Source organism: Asaia spathodeae NBRC 105894 (genome assembly GCF_025994195.1).
GTDB classification, from domain to species: domain Bacteria; phylum Pseudomonadota; class Alphaproteobacteria; order Acetobacterales; family Acetobacteraceae; genus Asaia; species Asaia siamensis.
In genome coordinates, this window is record NZ_BAPY01000026.1 from 93,550 (window position 1) to 108,340 (window position 14,791).

The 14,791-nt window shown below is 60.9% G+C and carries 16 protein-coding genes; 8 read left to right on the forward strand and 8 right to left on the reverse strand.

Annotated features, from left to right (window positions below; translation table 11 throughout):
* Nucleotides 1–54: 54 nt before the first annotated feature.
* The 4 genes from AA105894_RS09780 to AA105894_RS09795 all read right to left on the reverse strand — a co-directional run bounded on the left by AA105894_RS09780 (nt 55) and on the right by AA105894_RS09795 (nt 3,248).
* Nucleotides 55–1,089, reverse strand: a complete 1,035-nt coding sequence (locus AA105894_RS09780) for a hypothetical protein (protein ID WP_267311555.1) — start codon at nt 1,087–1,089, stop codon at nt 55–57.
* A gap of 88 nt (nt 1,090–1,177) precedes the next feature.
* Complete coding sequence (locus tag AA105894_RS09785) at nt 1,178–1,753, reverse strand: cytochrome b (RefSeq protein WP_267311556.1); 576 nt, start codon at nt 1,751–1,753, stop codon at nt 1,178–1,180.
* A complete protein-coding gene (locus AA105894_RS09790) occupies nt 1,750–2,856 on the reverse strand; it encodes a catalase family peroxidase (RefSeq protein ID WP_267311557.1) in 1,107 nt (368 codons plus the stop codon). The genes AA105894_RS09785 and AA105894_RS09790 overlap by 4 nt, the downstream gene beginning before the upstream one ends.
* A gap of 95 nt (nt 2,857–2,951) precedes the next feature.
* A complete protein-coding gene (locus tag AA105894_RS09795; protein ID WP_267311558.1) occupies nt 2,952–3,248 on the reverse strand; it encodes a DUF1272 domain-containing protein in 297 nt (98 codons plus the stop codon).
* A gap of 227 nt (nt 3,249–3,475) precedes the next feature.
* Here AA105894_RS09795 and sodC point away from each other — a divergent pair, with 227 nt between their 5' ends.
* Nucleotides 3,476–4,009: a superoxide dismutase[Cu-Zn] gene (sodC, locus tag AA105894_RS09800; protein ID WP_267311559.1), complete on the forward strand. Its 534-nt coding sequence runs from the start codon at nt 3,476–3,478 to the stop codon at nt 4,007–4,009.
* 118 nt (nt 4,010–4,127) lie between these two features.
* Here sodC and AA105894_RS09805 read toward each other — a convergent pair whose 3' ends face one another.
* From AA105894_RS09805 to mtnA, 4 genes are all read right to left on the reverse strand, one after another.
* Nucleotides 4,128–4,592, reverse strand: coding sequence for a nuclear transport factor 2 family protein (locus tag AA105894_RS09805; protein ID WP_267311560.1), 465 nt, complete (start codon nt 4,590–4,592; stop codon nt 4,128–4,130).
* A gap of 22 nt (nt 4,593–4,614) precedes the next feature.
* Entirely contained in the window at nt 4,615–5,889 is a 1,275-nt protein-coding gene (locus tag AA105894_RS09810) for an adenosylmethionine--8-amino-7-oxononanoate transaminase (RefSeq protein ID WP_267311561.1), read from the reverse strand.
* A gap of 11 nt (nt 5,890–5,900) precedes the next feature.
* Nucleotides 5,901–6,767, reverse strand: a complete 867-nt coding sequence (locus tag AA105894_RS09815) for a DUF2272 domain-containing protein (protein ID WP_267311705.1) — start codon at nt 6,765–6,767, stop codon at nt 5,901–5,903.
* 202 nt (nt 6,768–6,969) lie between these two features.
* On the reverse strand, nt 6,970–8,073 hold the full coding sequence (gene mtnA / locus AA105894_RS09820; protein WP_267311562.1) for an S-methyl-5-thioribose-1-phosphate isomerase: 1,104 nt from the start codon (nt 8,071–8,073) through the stop codon (nt 6,970–6,972).
* Nucleotides 8,074–8,294: 221 nt separating this feature from the next.
* On the opposite strand from mtnA, the gene AA105894_RS09825 reads away from it, so the two are divergent.
* The 7 genes from AA105894_RS09825 (at nt 8,295) to bioD (ending at nt 14,790) form a co-directional block, all read left to right on the forward strand.
* The gene (locus AA105894_RS09825; protein WP_267311563.1) at nt 8,295–8,927 is read left to right on the forward strand and encodes an NUDIX hydrolase; all 633 of its coding nucleotides are present in this window, start codon (nt 8,295–8,297) and stop codon (nt 8,925–8,927) included.
* A gap of 4 nt (nt 8,928–8,931) precedes the next feature.
* Entirely contained in the window at nt 8,932–10,014 is a 1,083-nt protein-coding gene (locus AA105894_RS09830; RefSeq protein ID WP_267311564.1) for a glycosyltransferase family 4 protein, read from the forward strand.
* A 78-nt stretch (nt 10,015–10,092) separates the two neighbouring features.
* Nucleotides 10,093–10,521: a hypothetical protein gene (locus AA105894_RS09835; protein WP_267311565.1), complete on the forward strand. Its 429-nt coding sequence runs from the start codon at nt 10,093–10,095 to the stop codon at nt 10,519–10,521.
* Between the two features lie 135 nt (nt 10,522–10,656).
* Entirely contained in the window at nt 10,657–11,532 is an 876-nt protein-coding gene (locus AA105894_RS09840; protein ID WP_267311566.1) for an SDR family NAD(P)-dependent oxidoreductase, read from the forward strand.
* 62 nt (nt 11,533–11,594) lie between these two features.
* Nucleotides 11,595–12,779: an aminotransferase class I/II-fold pyridoxal phosphate-dependent enzyme gene (locus tag AA105894_RS09845; protein WP_267311567.1), complete on the forward strand. Its 1,185-nt coding sequence runs from the start codon at nt 11,595–11,597 to the stop codon at nt 12,777–12,779.
* Nucleotides 12,776–13,408, forward strand: a complete 633-nt coding sequence (locus AA105894_RS09850) for an alpha/beta fold hydrolase (RefSeq protein ID WP_267311568.1) — start codon at nt 12,776–12,778, stop codon at nt 13,406–13,408. The genes AA105894_RS09845 and AA105894_RS09850 overlap by 4 nt, the downstream gene beginning before the upstream one ends.
* Nucleotides 13,405–14,790, forward strand: a complete 1,386-nt coding sequence (gene bioD, locus AA105894_RS09855) for a dethiobiotin synthase (RefSeq protein ID WP_267311569.1) — start codon at nt 13,405–13,407, stop codon at nt 14,788–14,790. The genes AA105894_RS09850 and bioD overlap by 4 nt, the downstream gene beginning before the upstream one ends.
* Nucleotide 14,791 lies beyond the last annotated feature (1 nt).

Here is a 14,791-nt window from a genome sequence, read left to right on the forward strand (position 1 = left end):
AAGCGGCTTTCGGGCCGCTTCTTTTTGCCCAGCACAGCAACGGACATCTTCCGATCACTGTCTGGAAAGTCTGAGCAGATAATCCAGCATATCGGCCCGCTTCATGGTCACCCAGGCCTCGACCCAACTCCGCCCCCAATGCGGATAGGCTACTACGGCGAAATCACCCCAAGCTTTGCGGTAAGCCAGAAAAGCCCGTTGCGCCTCGCCGATACCAGCTGGGTCAATTGTGGTACCCCCCAGATTCGCCTTGCCCGCAAGCAACGCAAGATCGTCCCCCATACGTCTATTGGCGGTCTCGAGCTGTGTTTGCCCTAAACGGGGTAAGGGAGGATGCTCGAGGCGCGCAAGCATGTCCCCGAAATCCTTGCGTTGCAGCTGTTGCTCCTGAATGACGAAAGCTGCGCGCAACGTGCCACTGAGATCGACCTCCTTGTCAGCGCGCGCTTTGGCCCATGAGGCCTGTGCGTTGCGCAGCACCCTGAATTGTTTCTGGGCTGAGGCAGGCAGACGCGATGCGAAAGCATTCACACGATTTTCTTCCTCCGCCGCCTTGATCCTCGCGCGATGCGCCTCGCAAAAGCCTCCCGTGAGCCCGGCAGACGCATCATCGCAAAAACTGAAAGTGCCGTGACTTTCGCCCTGACGAATGGCGTTCAGATGCGCGACACGCCCCGCCTGTTCCGCAGGAGCAAAGGAACTGACGCAGGCGAGATGCAGTGCAAAAGGCAGATCCTGTTTTGCCCCGACGCCATTGGCGTAGATCGTCATCAGCATATGACTGCCGGAATAGCCCATAAGCTGCGAATCTTTTTCATGCGCCATTTCGACATAAGCACATTGCCTGGCTTTGATCGGATCTGCGGCCAGGCCAATGCCGTAGTACAGAGCCTCGCTGTCGCAGCCCTCCGGCAGGGCCGAATGCGCCGCATCGAGCCGGTCGGCCTCAGGCGCCCGTATCTGAGCCACACTGGCGCAAACACCATCGGTCGCACTGATATAAGACCAATCACCATCGGCGGCCGAAGCAGAAAAGGCGCAGACGGCGCCGATCAGACAGCCACCAGTGATGAGATAACGTAGTATCATGGCGACGCTCTCTTCTCTAAAAAGAGCCATCCTGCGCCAATCAAGCAGAACGAGCCATCTGCCTCATATGCACGATTAGGGGACGTATTCAGTCGCGCACGACGGGAGGCTCTCGCCCGGAAGAGACCGCAGCGCCGCCGATCATGCTCTGAAGAACGCCATCGCGGCGGATCAGAAAGTGAAACAGGGCGGCCCCGCCATGCGCCATGATGAGGGCAAAAAGGGCGAAAGCCAGCACCGTATGCGCGAGACGCAGCCAGCCCCAGAGCGCCGCGTCGTGCGGCAGAAGAGGCGGCAGCAGAACGCCGTTCCCGAATAGCGGAATGGGGTACCCGCCTGCTGAAAGCATGGCCCAGCCTATGAGAGGCAAAGCCATCATCAGCGCGTAGAGCGCGCAATGAGAGGCCTTGGCGCCAAACGCCATGAGCGGCGGCAGATCGGCGGGCAAGGCGGGCGGACGATGAAAGAAGCGATTGATCAGACGCAATACGACCAGCGCCAGCAGGGCAATCCCGAGGGGGCGATGAAACCCGACAAGAGCGTAATAGGCAGGCCCGACACTTGCCGCCATGAACACGCCGACAAACAGCATGACCAGAATCAGAACTGCCATAAGCCAGTGCAGCACACGCGAGGAACGCGCAAAGAACACGATCGGATTCATGACGCTTTCTCCGACGAAACAGACTCCGAACCGGTTTTTTCACTGGGCGACACTGCCGGATCAAAAGCAGGCCTGGGGTGTTTTTCCCGCGAACGCTCGGCAAAGGAACGCATATAGGTCGCCGAGCGCGCCTGAAGAACCGGATCTCCGGAAGGCGTTATGCCCTCGGGCAGGACCAGCGGATCGAAGACAATATCGGTGCAGTCGCCCTCCGCCTCGCTCGCGAGATGGGTCAGGGTAAGGGTACCCGCCGTAATCTGCTTGTCCTGCCCCGACCAGATGCGGCTCGGATCGTTCACAGCATCGTCCGCTCCCGCCAGTGTCAGCACCAGCGTCCAGCGCAAAGGGTGGGCCGAAATGGCCTCATCGAGCTGGTCGAAAGAGGCGTTCTTTCCCTTGCCAGGCATATCGGCAAATCTGGCCTCCTCTGGCACCATTGCAAACCTTATGGCAGTGCTGCGTCCATCGACACCCTGCAGCACGAAACTATCGAGACTCAGATAGGTGTCATTCTCGAAACCGGACGTGATCGGCCGCTCTTCAAGGGCCTTGCCCGCCGACGCCAGCCATGGATGAGCCGTACGAAATGCCCCGACGGCCAGAGGATCCGGTTTACCTGTTGCCGCCACAGGGCGGACGGCCTGCTGCAAAGCCTGAAATTCCTGCGGCGTGCTGACGGGAAAGACCGGGATATCGTTCAGCCCCATGCGCCATTCCTGCCCACCCGGCCCTTTCAGCGCGAGTGCCATACTGCGCACCTTGCCGGGTGCATCGCCCTGATAGGGCATCCCGCCTGCCAGCGCGAAACGACCGATCACCGGCACACGCTTCGTATCGAACACAAAAGCCGGAGAATAAGACGCTGCCTGGCCATTGCCTTCAAACCACCCCGCCACACAGACACCCTTGGCGTGATTGCGTCGAAACCCCGGATGCGCGCCATCGACGCCCCGAAGCGCAGCGAGCATCGTATTCTGTGTCACGCGATGCGGGCTGAGCCAGCCTCCGGCAGCCGCAAATCCCACGGCCAGCACGCAAGGCAGAGACGCAACGCCCAGCCACCGTATCAGCCTCCCAGAACCACCAGACGCGTTTGCGCTCATAGTATTTCCTATTCCTGATTGTCATCACCGGGCAGTTCGAGCTGTACGCATGAGAGAAGCTGAAAGAGGCAGATAGCCGCTCTTGAAAACACTCGTTACCGTGAGCCTATTGAAGTCCCGACAGGATCGTTACGAAAATCCGTTTTAACCAGGCACGCGCAGCCAAGCGGCTTGAAAACCCGCTGTGTCGAGGCGGACGACCTGCCCAGAAACCGGACAGGTCTGGTTGGCCGCCTGACGAGATCGCCCCCGCAATTGGGGCAGAGCCCTCCAAGCCTGACTGTCGTGCAGTCCAGACAGAAAGTGCATTCGAGCGAACAGATCATGGCCTGATCCGTGTCCGGGGGCAGATCGCGATCGCAGCATTCACAGCCGGGTCTGAGTTCAAGCATGTCGTCTCTTCTTTGTGCGTGCCGATAACCCGGAGAGCCAATCGTTTCTGCCTATGAGCCTTTATTGCACAACAAAAACGCATCCGGCGTCGTTCAAAGGTTCCAGAAAGAAGACGTCACGCATAGCCCTCAAAGTTGCGAAGCGCTCTCACCTCAGGCAAGCTCCAATCGTTTCGATCTGATTTTCATTACGCTCTGCCCAACGCCGTCTGCAAAAGGCCCGATCCATGCGCGCAGTTTTCAAAAATACCCTTTCGTTTCTTTCTCTTGCCCTTGCCGTCACCGCTGCCCCCCATGCCTATGCGGCAGAGACAGCAAGCGGCACACTCTTGGGCACCGATGGCAAGCCTCATGGCACCGTGACCGTTACCGATGCCCCCAAAGGCGTCCTGCTGCGTGTTGTCGCCGAGGGCCTCGCCCCCGGTTGGCATGGCATGCATTTTCATGAAAAAGGCAGCTGCACCCCGCCGAAATTCACCAGCGCTGGTGGCCATGTGCATGCAGTCACTCCCGTCGTGCATGGGCTGCTGACCCCCAATGCGACGGATGCAGGCGATCTGCCCAATCTCTATGTCGCCAAGGATGGTACGGCGACCGTCGAGCTTTATTCGACCCTTGTGTCCCTGCATGGCGCCGATGGCCGTCCCGCCCTGAAAGACGCCGATGGCTCGGCTCTGATCGTCCATACGAGCCCCGATGACTACACGACCCAGCCCATTGGTGGCGCTGGTGCCCGTGTTGCCTGTGCTGTGCTGAACTGAGCGGGTTCATGGGGCTTTGCCCCATCCCCCTACCAAAGGGCAGTCGCCCTTTGGTAGGGGGATGGGAAGGGCAAGCTTCCCTTCCCGGCAAGTGGGTCAGTGCCCCACAAATATCAGTTCAGAGACCAAGATCGCTCAGAGAAGGGTGATCTTCAGGTCTTGTGCCCTGTTGCCAGAAAAACAGGCGGTCTTTTTCGGCTATGGCAACATCATTGATTGAGGCCATACGCCGCGCCATCAGCCCCTCGGCATCGAAAACCCAGTTCTCATTGCCATAGGACCGAAACCACTGGCCGGTGCCATCATGCCATTCATAGGCAAAGCGCACGGCAATACGCGCATCGTCATGGGCGAACAGTTCCTTGATCAGGCGGTATTCATGCTCCCTCGCCCATTTCTCCGTGAGAAACGCGATGATCGCCTTCCGTCCCTGAAGAAAGCAGTCCCGGTTACGCCAGACGCTGTCGGGGCTGTAGGCCAGAGCGACCTGCTCGGGGTTGCGGCTGTTCCAGCCATTTTTGGCACGGCGTACTTTCTGACGTGCCGTGTCATGCGTGAAAGGCGGTACAAGAAGCAGGCTCATCACATCGTTCCTTGGCGGGCGATCAGGCAGCCCTGCGAAAGGCCCCTTCGCGAATGACGCTCTGAATGGCGGCGGTGAGCTTCGTCAGAGCGTCGGGGGTAATCGTGAAGGCTGGCGTCAGATAAATGATCCGGCGGAATGGGCGCACCCAGACATCATGAGCCACAAGCGCCGCCTTGAGGCGGTTCATGTCATCGATGGAATCGAGTTCCACCACGCCAATTGCGCCCAGAACGCGCACGTCACGCACACCTGGCAGGGCACGGCAGGGCTCCAGCTCTTCACAAAGCTGACTTGAGATGGCGGCGACCTGATCGAGACGCGACTCACGCTCGAAGATCTCCAGCGAGGCGCAAGCCGCCGTGCAGGCGAGCGGATTTGCCATGAATGTCGGCCCATGCATCAGCGCGGCCACAGGCGAATCTGACAAAAAGGCCTCGAATACATGGCGGCGCGCCACTGTGGCCGCCAGCGCCATGGTGCCGCCGGTCAGTGCTTTTGAAAGCGTGATGATATCGGGAACGATACCGGCTTGTTCGCAGGCAAACATCGTGCCGGTACGCCCGAAGCCGGTGAAGATTTCATCGAGAATCAGCAGCACATCATGCTTGTCGGCCAGGACGCGCAGACGCGCCAGAACGTCGGGAGTGTGGAAGATCATGCCACCCGCCCCCTGAACCAGAGGCTCGACGATGATGGCCGCGATCTCATGATTGCGTTCGGCCAGCAGCGTATCAAGAGCGTCGACAAGCGCCTCGTCGCGCGGCAGATCGGCAAGCACCTGTTCGGGAAAAGCTCCCGCGAAAAGGCTGTGCATCCCTTCTTCGGGGTCGCAGATCGACATCGTGGCCAGCGTGTCGCCGTGATAGCCATCACGGAAGGACAACAGCTTTTTCCGCCCTGTCACGCCTCGATTGATCCAGTACTGGATCGCCATTTTCATGGCGACCTCGACAGCAACCGAACCGCTATCGGTATAGAAGCAGTGGTCGAGATCACCCGGCAGTAAGGCCGCAAGGCGACGCGACAGGTCTCTCACCGGTTCATGCACAAGACCGCCCAGCATCACATGCGGCATACGCTCGAGCTGCGCGCCTATACGGGCACGTATATGCGGATGGTTATAGCCGTGGCAGGCCGTCCACCACGAAGCAATGCCATCGACCAGCTCGCGCCCGTCTTCCAGCACGATTGTCGTGCCTTCAGTGCGCGTCGCGACCAAAGGCGTCGGCGCGGTCTTCATCTGGGTATAGGGCAGCCAGATTTGCGGCAGGCCGGTCGAGATGTCGGTGCTCATGCAGGGCTGCCTTACTGCCCGCTATCCGGCTCGCGATCGGCGTCGTAAAGTACCTGAAGCACGGCGCACCAGGGATAACGCGTATCGTAGAACTGCCCCTCGGCTGTCGCCAGGGCGCCGTTCGAATCGGTCGGCACATGGGTGAGCGACACCGTGTCGTCCACATTGCCGCCAATGATGCTCAGCTCATTGCCGAAAGGCGGGGCGTTCTGATGCGTTGCCACCACGATGCCGCAATGCGACGGAAAGCCGTAGGAGGTCGGCAGCATGGCAAAAGTCACGCTGCGGCTCTTGCCACGACCGACACAGAGCAGATCGCCAAGCTGCGGTACATAGGTCTTCGGGTCCTGGGCGCGCAGCCCGGTCGACTGGCCCGAGGCGGCGGCATTGATATAGGTCGAATGATTGGGCGAATAGGGAAAGCGGTCATTCGCGCCAGCGACGCGCATCACATAGGAGATGAATGCGGCAGACCACGCGTAATGCCCGTCATTTTCCGGGCGGAAGAGCTGGCCATCGGCATTGTATTTGCCGCTCCAGGAGACCTCGGTCTCATAGGGGTCCTGCCCGATCCACCAATATTCACCCACGCGCTGCCACAGACCGGGAATACGCTCCGGCTTGAGCGAGGGAACACTGGCATCGGGGCGCTCTTCCGGGTCGTCATCGCTCACCGGCATGCCGAACATCCGCCATTCGCGCATGGCGATGGCCACGACATCCTGACGATTGAACGGGACAAAATTGCGCGAGGCAAAATCGGGCACATGGCCATCGACGCCATAGGGGCCGGTTCGGCCGTTCGCATATTGCGCCATGGGCGTTTGCGCGACGCCCTGGGCGACGGGCTGCACCGGCTCCGAACACCCCGGGATCATGCCCAGCAGGCCCAGAGTCGGCAGCAGACGCCAGGTCAGACGTGCCGAAGGCAGGCGGTTCGATGGCAGATAAGACAGTCCGGCGCTCATGATTTGTTCCTATTCCTCAAACACGTAACGAGAGCCGAACAGCGCCGGTTCATGACAAGGAGATAGGAACGAGAGCGACCCTTCGGTCAAGTGCCGCCCTCTCAACAGCAAGTCAGCCCGCCAGATCGGGGAACAGGGTAGCCAGACCTTCGGCAGTGGCATCGCAACGCCCGCGCTCGGTAAGAAGCCCCGAGACGAGACGCGCCGGTGTCACATCGAATGCCGGGTTGGCGGCCTTGGTACCCTTGGGCGTGACACGCAGACGCGCCGCCTGACCCTGCTCGTCGAGACCGTGCACATAGGTCACTTCCTCACCCGAGCGCTCCTCGATCGGAATTTCCTTCACGCCATCGGTCACGCGCCAGTCGATGGTGGAGGAAGGCAGCGCCACCCAGAACGGTACGTCATTGTCCTGTGCAGCGAGCGCCTTGAGATAGGTGCCGATCTTGTTGGCAACATCGCCCTGACGCGTCACACGGTCTGTGCCAACGATCACCAGATCGACCTCGCCATGCTGCATCAGATGGCCACCAGCATTATCGGCCAGCAGGGTATGCGGCACGCCATGTGCGCCCAGTTCCCATGCGGTGAGCAGGGCCCCCTGGTTGCGCGGACGGGTTTCATCCACCCAGACATGCACCGGCAGACCGGCATCATGCGCCATGTAGATGGGCGCAAGAGCCGTGCCCCAGTCGACAGTCGCAATCCAGCCCGCATTGCAATGGGTCAGGATATTCAGACGCTCCTGGCCCGGGCGACGCTTTTCCCAGAGGGTGCGAAACAGTTCCAGCCCGTGACGGCCGATGGATTCATTGACCTGCACGTCTTCATCGCAGATCGCATCGGCCTCTGCATAGGCAGCCGCCACGCGGGAATCGGGCGAGAGCGGGCTCAGATGCGCGACCATGCGCTCGATGGCCCAGCGCAGATTGATGGCGGTCGGTCGCGTCTCGACCAGCATCGCTGCAGCCTCGGTGAGCCCCTTGTCCGACGCATCCTTCTGAAGTGCGAAAGCAAGCCCATAGGCGGCCACGGCGCCGATCAGCGGCGCACCACGCACCTGCATGCTGCGTATGGCATGGGCCACCTGCGCCTCGTCGCGCAGCGCGAGAATATCGAGCGTCCAGGGCAGTTTCGTCTGGTCGAAGATATGCACCAGTTCGGGGTCATGTGCGTCGCGCCAGACGCTGCGATAGGGCGTGCCGTTGATTTTCACGTGAATATCCGTCTTTCGGGCGTCAGGATCAGAGGCCTTCCATGTGGCAAATAAGGGAGAAGGACTCAAGTTATCTGCACGTTCTTTCCTGTTCTGCTCGTAAAGTCTTCATGGATCTGACATGAGACAATTGCGTTCATGACGCATCCCACGGGTCGGGAGAGTGTTTTACGACCGCACCGATCCGGTCTATATTAAGGCTTGAGCAGAAGGACCTCGGGATGAGCGCACCGCAATGGCTGGTTTGGGCAAGGGATGTACAGGCAATCGCCCAGAATGGTCTGACCTTCTGCCAGAATCCCTATGATCGTGAACGTTATGAACAGCTTCGTCTGCTTTCATCGAACATGCTCGCAGCCCTGAGCAACACGACACCCGAGCCCATTCTGACCCTTCTGGAAAATGAACGTGGCTATGCCACGCCCAAGATCGATGTGCGCGGCGCCGTCTTCAACGAACAGGGCCAGATCTTGATGGTGCGCGAGGCGATCGACCATGATCGCTGGACGCTGCCCGGCGGCTGGGCCGATGTGAACCTCACCACGGCCCAGAACACCCTGAAGGAAGTGCTGGAAGAAAGCGGCTATACTGCCGAGATCACAAAGCTTGCCGCCTTGTGGGATCGCGACCGGCAGGGGCACCCGCCCGACCTCTTCAGCTGCGCCAAGGTCTTTTATCTCTGCCGCCTGACGGGGGGCACGGCAACGATCGATAATCTCGAAACCTCCGGCATAGGCTGGTTCGATCGACACGATCTGCCAACCGATCTCTCTCTCGGTCGCCTGCAGCCGTCTCAGCTCGCCCGCATGTTCGATCATTACGACCACCCCGAACTGGCGACGGATTACGACTGACACCATGAGAGTTCTGACCGTTCTCCCCCGCCGGGAAGGCTATGCGCCGGACCGGGCGGGCGCCATCGCGCTTCTGGTGTCACGTCTCGCCACGCCTGATGACATCGTCATCGGCACCGAGGTAACGGGCACGCCCCTGCCGGGTGGGCAGTTTTTTGCCATTACCGAACCGGGCGGCCTGCATCGCTGGAGACGCGATGGCACGCGTTACCGGATTGCGTGCCAGCGTGAGATCCGTCGGCACAAGCCCGATCTCATCGAGGTGCATAACCGCCCTGCCCTTGCCTATGCCCTGAGCCGGTGCGGCATTCCCGTCCATCTCATCCTGCATAACGACCCGCAGGACATGCACGGCGCCAAGCGTCCTCGCCAGAGACAGGAATTGATGCAGCGTGTGCGCGTCTTCACCGTCTCTCTCTGGCTACGCCGCCGCTTTCTGGAAGATCTGGATGACGGCCCGGTTACGGTCATGCCGAATTGTCTGGATCTCTCATCCCTGCCCGAACCACCGGCAGAGCGCGCCAAGCTTGTCCTGTTTGCAGGGCGCATGGTGTCCGACAAGGGCGCCGATGCCTTTGTACGCGCCTGGTCGGCCATCAGCGCGCAGGCGCCGGAATGGCGCGCCATCATGATTGGCGCCGATCGTTTCCGCTTCAACTCACCCCGCACGACCTTCGTCGATCGGGTTGAGACCGATGCGCGCGCAGCGGGCATCACGCTCTGCGGTTATCAGATGCATCATCAGGTGCTCGAAGCCATGGCCGCCGCATCGATCGTGGTGGTGCCGAGCCGCTGGCCTGAACCTTTCGGCCTGACCGCACTCGAAGCCATGGCCAGCGGTGCTGCGGTCATCGCCTCGCCTCGCGGCGGCCTGCCGGAAGTGGTCGGAGACGCCGCCCTCCTCGCTTTGCCTGATGATGGCGATGCCCTTGAGCGCGCGCTGCTGCGCCTGATCGGCGATCCGGCACTCAGGGCGGAATATATGGCCCGCGGACGCAGGCAAGCGCAGAAATTTGATCTCGTCGCGGCACGCCAGTTGCTGCAGAAAATGCGTGATCGCTCTGTAAAGAGCCGGAAATCCAGATAGATATCTGATTTTCACGCCGCATATTCGACACATTGAGACCATTTAAAGTACGCCATCAGTATCTGATTGAGAGAAATCATGACCAAGACTCGTTTTCTATCCGCTATGGCGTTAGCCTCTCTGGTTTCCATGCCTCTGGCTCATGCCCAGACTTCGGGATGCAACAACAATACTTCCGGAGCCGATATGATCGGTCGCCTGGCCAACAAGGAAAACTGCCTGAACCAGCGTGTGGAAAACTGGCAGCAGAAGAACCGCGACGCCGCCGCAGCGCGCCAGAAGAAGATCGACGACCTGCGCGACAAATATACCAATGCTCCTGAGCGCGAGCGCGAGAAGATCCAGGGCAAGATCGAAAATCAGAAAAACAAGCTCAACCAGATCAAGGAAGAGCGTACTCAGAAGCTGGACCAGTTCCGTGCCGACCAGAAGGCGCAGCACGAACGCATGAAAGCGCTTTCCGACAAGACGAAGCAGGATTTCCGCAATCTCGGTCGTCTGAACTGACAGCCCGATTGTCACGCCCCTGACCGGGCGCCTTCCTGCGTCAGAGCGCGGGAGGGGAAAGGTCGAGATTAAAAAAGACCGCACCCTATCGAATTCGCATGTCTCATGCCGAATTTCGAGGGTAAGACGGAATGCATGACGGTTTCCTCCCCCCTGCAGGGCGCTTCTCTCGCGACTTCTTTCTCTCGCGAGACCGAACATGGCCTGACTATCTCGCCCCGACATCGGAAGCGCGTGGTTCTGACCGGCGCATCGGGTGGAATCGGTATTCTGATCGCAAGGCGCCTGCTCGCCCTCGATTATCAGGTTATCGCGCTCTGCCGGTCAGCCCCGGCGATCGAGAACGATGCCTTTATCCACCTACCCTGCGATCTCGGCTCGCCTGACGCACTGAGCGAGGCCTCTGCCCTGATCGGTGAAAACAGCGAGCCCGTTTTCGCCGTCATTCACTGTGCGGGTACGATTGCGCCATCACCCGTCGCCCAAAGCGATGAGGCCGCCATTGCCGATCAGATCGCTCTCAACCTCAGCGCGCCCATTCTGCTGACACGCCTGATGCTGCCCCTGATGCAAACGGTCGATGGCCCACAGAAGAGCCGCATCGTGTTCGTCAACTCGATGGCTGCGGTCATGCCCCTGGCGGGAAGTGCTGTCTATGCCGCCGCAAAAGCCGGGCTGCGCAGTTTTGCCCTCTCACTCGCTCAGGAAGTGCGTTCGCGTGGCATTCTGGTCAGCACCGTTTTCCCCGGTGCCGTGCAGACCGACATGCTGACACGCGAAATGCAGCAGGGCGGGTCGATGCTGAATTATGTCAGCACGCCCCTCGACCCCGATCTCGTTGCCAGAGCCGTGACCGATCAGCTTACCCGGCACCGGGAAGAACGATTCCTGCCAGCCATTGATGGCATTTTCGGCCGGTTATGCATGCTGGCCCCCTGCCTGCTACGGCTCTGCCTGCCGCTGCTCGGCCTTCTCGGTCGGCGTGGTTACCGCAAGGCCATTAAGCGGTAGCGCAACCTCGGGCGCGATAACGCGCAATTGACAAGGGCGGGTCACGACGGCAGGGACAGGGCATGACGCGTTTCGATCCGCTTCTCAGACAGGCCCTCGACTCTCTCGAGGCACGCGCCCTGCGTCGTCGACTGCGCCCCCTGCAACGCACGCCAGATCAGGTGCTGCGTCACGGGCAGGCCATACGCGATTTCTCATCCAATGATTATCTCGGCCTCTCGGGCCACAGAATGCTGCGCGAGCGTGCTGCCGACTGGGCCTTGCGCCATGGCACCGGGTCACGCGCGTCGCGACTGGTTTCAGGCACGCTCGACCTTCACGAGCAGGTCGAAACCCGACTGGCTGCGTTCAAGGGCACAGAGGCCGCACTGCTTTTCGCCTCTGGCTGGCAGGCCAATGCTGCCGTCCTGCCAGCGCTGTTCCGCCTTGCGAAAGAGCAGACCGGCGAGGCACCGCTTGTTTTCTGCGACAAGCTCAACCATGCCAGCATGCATCAGGGCTGCGCTGCCTCAGGCGTGAGGCAGATCCGCTTTCGCCACAACGATCTCGACCATCTTGAAGCCCTGCTCAAGCGCCATGCCGATCTGCCCGGTATGCGCTTCATCCTGACAGAGAGCGTATTCTCGATGGATGGCGACACAGCCGATATTGCAGCGCTTTCGGCGCTCGCAAGACGCTATGATGCGTTCTTCTATCTCGATGAAGCCCATGCGACCGGCGTGCTCGGCCCGCAGGGGCGTGGCCTCTCACATGGTCACGAGGTCGATCTCGTGATGGGCACGTTCAGCAAGGCCCTTGGCGGCATGGGCGCCTATATCGCCGGATCGCGCGCACTCTGCGACTGGCTCATCACGACGAGTTCCGGCTTCATTTACAGCACGGCGCCCTCGCCCCCGATGCTGGGCGCGATGGATGCCGCGCTCGAACTCGTGCCCGGTCTCGACCCGCAGCGACACGCGCTTCAGCAGAATGCCGCGACATTGCGCGGCCTGCTCGGCGACGCCGGAATCGATACCGGGCTTTCAACCACCCAGATCGTGCCCGTCATTCTCGGCGATGAAGAAACGACACTCGCCGTTGCGGGCAGGCTGGAGCAGCAGGGGTTTCTCACTATCGCCATCAGACCGCCTACCGTGCCACCCGGCTCGGCCCGGCTGCGTCTGGCCCTGAGTGCCACTCATGACAGCTCGGATATCACGCGACTGGCCGAGGCGGTCATCACAGCCAGCCAGTCCCGCCCGGCATGAAGCTCGTCTTTATCCATGGCTGGAGTTTTGACGCCAGCTTCTGGCGCCCGCTTCATCAGGCGCTCAACCAGCCTGACGCGCTCTTTCACGACCGTGGTTATGGCGGCGCCCCTGCCCCTATCGCCTTGCCTGAAGAACCGTATTTCCTGATTGGCCATTCAGCCGGGGTGCTCTGGGCATTGACCCGATCGCTGCCCGCCTGTCGGGGAATCATCGCCTTCAACGGTTTCTCACGCTTCAGCCAGTCGGAAGATTTTGCACCGGGCATACCCAAACGGGTGGTTACACGCATGCGCAGCCGCCTCGCCAACGCGCCGGAAGAAACAGTCACACAGTTCAGACGACAATTCGAGCCGTTCCTGCCCTTTGATGCCACGCTCGACAAGCAGGCGCTCGAAACCGGGCTGACCGAACTTCTCGACTCAGATGGACGCGACCGAGCGCGTGAATGGGGCCGCGCCCTGACCGCCATTCATGGCGCGCAGGACCCGCTGATTTCGACCGCCATGCATGAAGCCAGCTTTTCCGAGGCAACACGCCTCGTGATGGAGGGCGGGCATCTTCTGCCGGTCACCGCGCCTCATGCCTGCGCGGCCCTTGTCGCCGATATCCTGAAAGCCGCCTCATGACCGATGCGCGCAGCACGATTGCATCGCGGTTCGACAGCGCCGATTTCTATGAAGAGGCCGCGCGTGTGCAGGCCATCGCCGCCTCCGCCCTCGCCGACAGGCTGGCGGCGCTTTATGCAGATCGCCCGGCTCCGAAGCGTATTCTCGAACTCGGCTGCGGAACCGGCATTCTCACCCGCGCCCTGCGCAGGCTTTTTCCGAAAGGGCAGCTGACGGCAATCGATCTCTCACCCAGAATGGTCGAGCGCACCCGTCAGGCCGTTCCGGATGCGGTCGTTCGGGTGATGGATGCCGAGACACCGACGCTGGACGGCTCTTTCGACCTGATCTGCTCGAGCTTCTGCATGCAATGGTTCACCGATCGCAAGGCTGCCTTCCGGCGGCTGGCCCGGTTGCTGACACCGGGCGGCAGGATCGAGGTCACCACGCTCGCTCAGGGCAGCTTCGCTCAATGGCGGGCCTCCTGCGAGGCGCTCGGTCTGCCCTGCGGCTTTCCGGATTATCCGGCGCTGCCTCTCTTGCAGACCGAATGGCCACACGCGCTTCGAGGCCAGTGGACGGTCACGCCCCTTCGCGACCCAGTCGGATCGGCACGGGATTTTCTGCGTGATCTGAAAGCGATTGGCGCGACCACCCCCAGAACCGGCAGCACGCCTTTGCCCGCACGCGATCTGCGCCGGGTCATGCAGCATTTCGACAGGACCGCAGACAGCATGGATTATCAGGTCGCTTTCGGCTCTGCCGAAAAACAGACGCGTTTTTTTGTCACCGGTACCGACACAGGCATCGGCAAGACCCTTGTCTCCGCCATTCTCACCAGAGCCCTCGGCGCCACGTACTGGAAACCCTTCCAGACCGGGCTGAATGAAGAGGCCGGCGATACAGCAGGTGTGACCACTCTGGCAGGGCTGGCACCGGATCGTGTCATCCCGCCTGCCTATGCGTTTCAGGCCCCTCTCTCACCGCAGGATGCGGCAGCGCTCGAGAATATAGTCGTAAGGCCGGATACGCTGACACTGCCCGAAACGGACAAACCTCTGGTCATCGAGGGCGCTGGCGGGTTGATGGTGCCGCTCAATGACGACACGCTGCTGATCGACTGGCTGGCCGGCCTCGATCTGCCGGTCATTCTCGTCTGCCGCAGCGGCCTTGGCACCATCAATCACACATTGCTCAGCCTCGCAGCCCTGCGTGAACGGGGCATCGAAATCGCCGGAATCGTGATGAGTGGCGTACCGAATGCAGGCAATCGTGCCGCCATCGAACGCTTTGGCAAGATCGCGGTACTGGCTGAAATTCCACTCCTCGACGACGTCACACCAGAGCGTGTCGCCATCGAGGCGGAAAAACTCGCCCTGACGCTGGGCGTGCAGGACACCTGAT

What these genes read in the sequence shown, in the direction of transcription:
- AA105894_RS09790 (WP_267311557.1), bottom strand. Translation starts at nt 2,856, where the DNA reads ATGAGCGCAAACGCGTCTGGTGGTTCTGGGAGGCTGATACGGTGGCTG.
- sodC (WP_267311559.1), top strand. Translation starts at nt 3,476, where the DNA reads ATGCGCGCAGTTTTCAAAAATACCCTTTCGTTTCTTTCTCTTGCCCTT.
- AA105894_RS09835 (WP_267311565.1), top strand. Translation starts at nt 10,093, where the DNA reads ATGACCAAGACTCGTTTTCTATCCGCTATGGCGTTAGCCTCTCTGGTT.
- AA105894_RS09810 (WP_267311561.1), bottom strand. Translation starts at nt 5,889, where the DNA reads ATGAGCACCGACATCTCGACCGGCCTGCCGCAAATCTGGCTGCCCTAT.
- AA105894_RS09780 (WP_267311555.1), bottom strand. Translation starts at nt 1,089, where the DNA reads ATGATACTACGTTATCTCATCACTGGTGGCTGTCTGATCGGCGCCGTC.
- AA105894_RS09845 (WP_267311567.1), top strand. Translation starts at nt 11,595, where the DNA reads ATGACGCGTTTCGATCCGCTTCTCAGACAGGCCCTCGACTCTCTCGAG.
- AA105894_RS09825 (WP_267311563.1), top strand. Translation starts at nt 8,295, where the DNA reads ATGAGCGCACCGCAATGGCTGGTTTGGGCAAGGGATGTACAGGCAATC.
- AA105894_RS09785 (WP_267311556.1), bottom strand. Translation starts at nt 1,753, where the DNA reads ATGAATCCGATCGTGTTCTTTGCGCGTTCCTCGCGTGTGCTGCACTGG.
- AA105894_RS09830 (WP_267311564.1), top strand. Translation starts at nt 8,932, where the DNA reads ATGAGAGTTCTGACCGTTCTCCCCCGCCGGGAAGGCTATGCGCCGGAC.
- AA105894_RS09815 (WP_267311705.1), bottom strand. Translation starts at nt 6,767, where the DNA reads ATGATCCCGGGGTGTTCGGAGCCGGTGCAGCCCGTCGCCCAGGGCGTC.
- AA105894_RS09805 (WP_267311560.1), bottom strand. Translation starts at nt 4,592, where the DNA reads ATGAGCCTGCTTCTTGTACCGCCTTTCACGCATGACACGGCACGTCAG.
- AA105894_RS09850 (WP_267311568.1), top strand. Translation starts at nt 12,776, where the DNA reads ATGAAGCTCGTCTTTATCCATGGCTGGAGTTTTGACGCCAGCTTCTGG.
- AA105894_RS09795 (WP_267311558.1), bottom strand. Translation starts at nt 3,248, where the DNA reads ATGCTTGAACTCAGACCCGGCTGTGAATGCTGCGATCGCGATCTGCCC.
- bioD (WP_267311569.1), top strand. Translation starts at nt 13,405, where the DNA reads ATGACCGATGCGCGCAGCACGATTGCATCGCGGTTCGACAGCGCCGAT.
- AA105894_RS09840 (WP_267311566.1), top strand. Translation starts at nt 10,657, where the DNA reads ATGACGGTTTCCTCCCCCCTGCAGGGCGCTTCTCTCGCGACTTCTTTC.